General features: G+C 71.9%; 3 protein-coding genes. All 3 read right to left on the minus strand.

Translation table 11 applies throughout. The features are described 5' to 3' along the window. Nucleotides 1–139: 139 nt before the first annotated feature. The 3 genes from ACIQOV_RS34985 to ACIQOV_RS34995 all read right to left on the minus strand — a co-directional run bounded on the left by ACIQOV_RS34985 (nt 140) and on the right by ACIQOV_RS34995 (nt 2,929). Entirely contained in the window at nt 140–1,189 is a 1,050-nt protein-coding gene (locus ACIQOV_RS34985) for a CU044_5270 family protein (protein WP_401054881.1), read from the minus strand. Continuing rightward, nucleotides 1,186–1,821: an RNA polymerase sigma factor gene (locus ACIQOV_RS34990; protein ID WP_401054882.1), complete on the minus strand. Its 636-nt coding sequence runs from the start codon at nt 1,819–1,821 to the stop codon at nt 1,186–1,188. The genes ACIQOV_RS34985 and ACIQOV_RS34990 overlap by 4 nt, the downstream gene beginning before the upstream one ends. 112 nt (nt 1,822–1,933) lie before the next feature. After that, nucleotides 1,934–2,929: a 2-hydroxyacid dehydrogenase gene (locus tag ACIQOV_RS34995; protein WP_401054883.1), complete on the minus strand. Its 996-nt coding sequence runs from the start codon at nt 2,927–2,929 to the stop codon at nt 1,934–1,936. Nucleotides 2,930–3,047: the final 118 nt, after the last annotated feature.

Genomic DNA, 3,047 nt, shown 5'->3' on the forward strand with positions numbered 1-3,047 from the left:
GGGTCGGGCCGACGAGGGCGTAGCGTGCGCCGCGTGAACGAACCGATCTTCCGGGGGAAGGACAGGTTCAGCCCGGACCGGGCCGATCTCGCCTGTCGGCCGGCGCGCCCGGAAGGCCACCCCGCCCGGTGCGGAACCGTCAGGCCGTGGCCTGCCCGGCGCCGGGACGCTGGTTCTTCGCGTCGACGACGGCCCGGGTGAGGATGGTCGTGCGCTCCACGACGGTGCCGGGCTTGATGCCGTTGACCTCCCGGACCTGCACGCCACGGCTGCCGAGGTACTGGTGGCTGTCCCGGTCGAAGATCCACTCCGATCGCTCGCCGGTCTGGGGGTCGAGTCGCGCCAACGCGATGCCGTCGCGGCCGGAGGCGTCCTGCGCGTGCTCGACCACGACGACGCCCGGGATCTTGCCGGCGGCCTCGTAGAGCGAGGCGGCGAGGCCGGAGGGGACGAGCTGCTCGCGGATGATGGAGCCGATCTCGTTGAACGCCTGCTGGTCGTGGTCCCGGGTGCCGCTCACCGTCGAGTAGACGGACTTCAGGAACGCGTCGGGGTCGGCGGGTTGGGCCGCCAGCCACGTGTAGGACAGCTGCTTGCGGGGCTCGTCGTTGTCCAGCGTGATGCCGCCCTTGTCCTGGTAGCCCGGCTCGTCCAGCCAGCCCTTGGTGCCGTCGGGGGACTTCCACACCTCGCGGTCGTGCAGCGGCTGGACCCAGGTGACGGACTCCCCGGTGTCCGCGTTGTGACGGGTGGCCATGAAGGAGACCTGGCTCTTGATGTAGATGTACTGGCCCGGTCCGGGCTGGGGCGTGGTGCGCGCCGTCGCGGCGGCGGCGATCGCGTGGACCGTCGAGGCGAGCTGGACGGTGCTCCCCTCCTCGATCTGCACGACGGGTGCCTTGACCGGTTGCGGGGAGGCGACGGTGCCGGCCGAGTTGCTCAGGGAGACGACCAGGGCCAGGGCCGCGGCCGCGGCGACAGGCGCCGCGAAGAGGACGGTGCGGCGCAGCGGGCGCCGCCCCGGGGACGCCGCGGGGGCGTGGTCGGGCCGGTGGATCTCGCTCATCAGGTGCTCCTCGAGCAGGTCCTGGCGGCTGGCCGCCAGTTGGGGATCGGCCGGCGCCGGCAGCAGACGGGCCAGTTCCGCGTGGTCGAGCGGTTCGGTGCGCCGCCGCGAGTTGCGGATCATCGGTGCGTCTCCTGGTGCGGCCGGGCCGCAGTGCTGCGGCTGTCCTGTACTTGTCCGGGGATCGGGAGCGGTTCCGTGTTCTTCTTCGTGGCGCGCAGTTCCTCGGCCGCGAGTTTGCGCAGTCGGGTGCGGGCGCGGGAGAGGCGCGAGCGTACGGTGCCGACGGGTATGCCGAGGGTGGCTGCCGCTTCCGCGTAGCCGAGCCCGGACCAGACGCAGAGGGCGAAGACCTCGCGTTCGGAGCGCCGCAGGCGCCCCAAGGCCTTGTGGGCGGCCGCGAGTTGCTCGGAGTCGGCCATGCGGCCGACGAGTTCGTCGGCGAAGTCGGGGACCGGATCGGCCGCGGGCATGCGGGCCATGGCCGCGCCGTGGCGGCGGGCGGCGCGCGTCGTGTTGCGCAGCACGTTGACGGCGATGCCCATGAGCCAGGGGCGTGGACTGTCGCCCTCGTCGCGGAGTTTCCCGCGCAGGCGCCAGGCTTCGAGGAAGGTCAGCGAGACCACGTCCTCGGCGAGTGCCCAGTCTCCGGTCACGCGCACGGCGTGGCGGTACACCAACGAGGCGTGGTCCCGGAAGAGGTCGCGGAACGCTTCGGGGTTCCCGGCCCGGAGCCGGGAGTGCGGATGGTTCACGTCATGCCTTGTCCGAGCGGCGACACCGGTTCCCGTGACACGGGTCACCACCCGCGGCCGGCACGAGCGTACGACTGCGGACCGAGGAGCTCGCGTTCAGGATTCCTGTGGGCTACTTCCTGGGGACGAGGGTGTTCTCGTTGGTGCGGCCGGCGGCGTGGTCGTCGATGTTGCGGGCGGTGGCGTCGATGATCTGGCCGACGGCGGTGCGGGTGAAGTAGGCCTGGTGGCTGGTGACCAGGACCTGGGGGAAGGTGACGAGGCGGGCGAGGATGTCGTCGGTGATGCCCTCGATGGAGCGGTCGGTGAAGAAGACGCCGGTCTCCTCCTCGTAGACGTCGAGGCCGACGCCGGAGAGGCGTCCGGCGCGCAGCGTCTCGACCAGGGCGGCGCTGTCGACCAGGCCGCCGCGGCTGGAGTTGACGAGGATGGCGTCGTCCTTCATCCGGGCGAGGGCGGCGCCGTCGATCAGGTGGTGGGTGGCCGGGAGCAGGGGTACGTGGAGGCTCACCAGGTCGGCGCGGGTGAGGAGTTCGGGCAGTTCGGTGTAGTGCATGCCGAGGTCGAGACAGGCGGGGTTGGGGGCGATGTCCCAGCCGAGGAGTTCGGTGCCGAAGCCGGCGGCGATGCGGGCGAAGCACTCGCCGATCTTGCCGGTGCCGATGACGCCGACGGTCATGCCGTGGATGTCCCGGCCGAGCAGGCCGTCGAGGCGGAAGTCGAACTCGCGGGAGCGGTTGGCGGCCCGGGTGAGGCGGCGGTTGACGGCGAGCGCGAGGGCCCAGGCGTGTTCGGCGACGGAGTACGGGCTGTAGTGGGAGACCCGGGCGACGGTGAGGCCGAGTTCGGCGGCGGCGTCGAGGTCGATGTTGTTGAAGCCGGTGGAGCGCTGGGCGATCAGCTTCGTGCCGCCGGCGGCGAGGACGGCGAGGGTACCGGCGTCCAGGACGTCGTTGACGCTGCTGCTGACGGCGGGGTGGCCGACGGCGAGTGGGGCGGTGTCGCGGTTGAGGAACACGTCCAGGCAGCGCAGCCCGTGCCGGCCGGCGAAGGCCTGCTCCAGCAGCGGCCGCTCGTCGGCCTGTACTCCGTACGCGAGGATCTCCATGCCGGACACGCTAACGGCCGGGGCCCGGACGGAGCAGTGGGTGTCGGAGCGGAGACGTATGCTCGACGGCGGGGAAGAGGCGCCACGAGCGCTGCCGTACTGAGCTTGGGAGCAGCAG

The sequence above is a fragment of the Kitasatospora sp. NPDC091257 genome (assembly GCF_044757675.1).
Classification (GTDB): Bacteria; Actinomycetota; Actinomycetes; order Streptomycetales; family Streptomycetaceae; genus Kitasatospora; species Kitasatospora lactacystinica.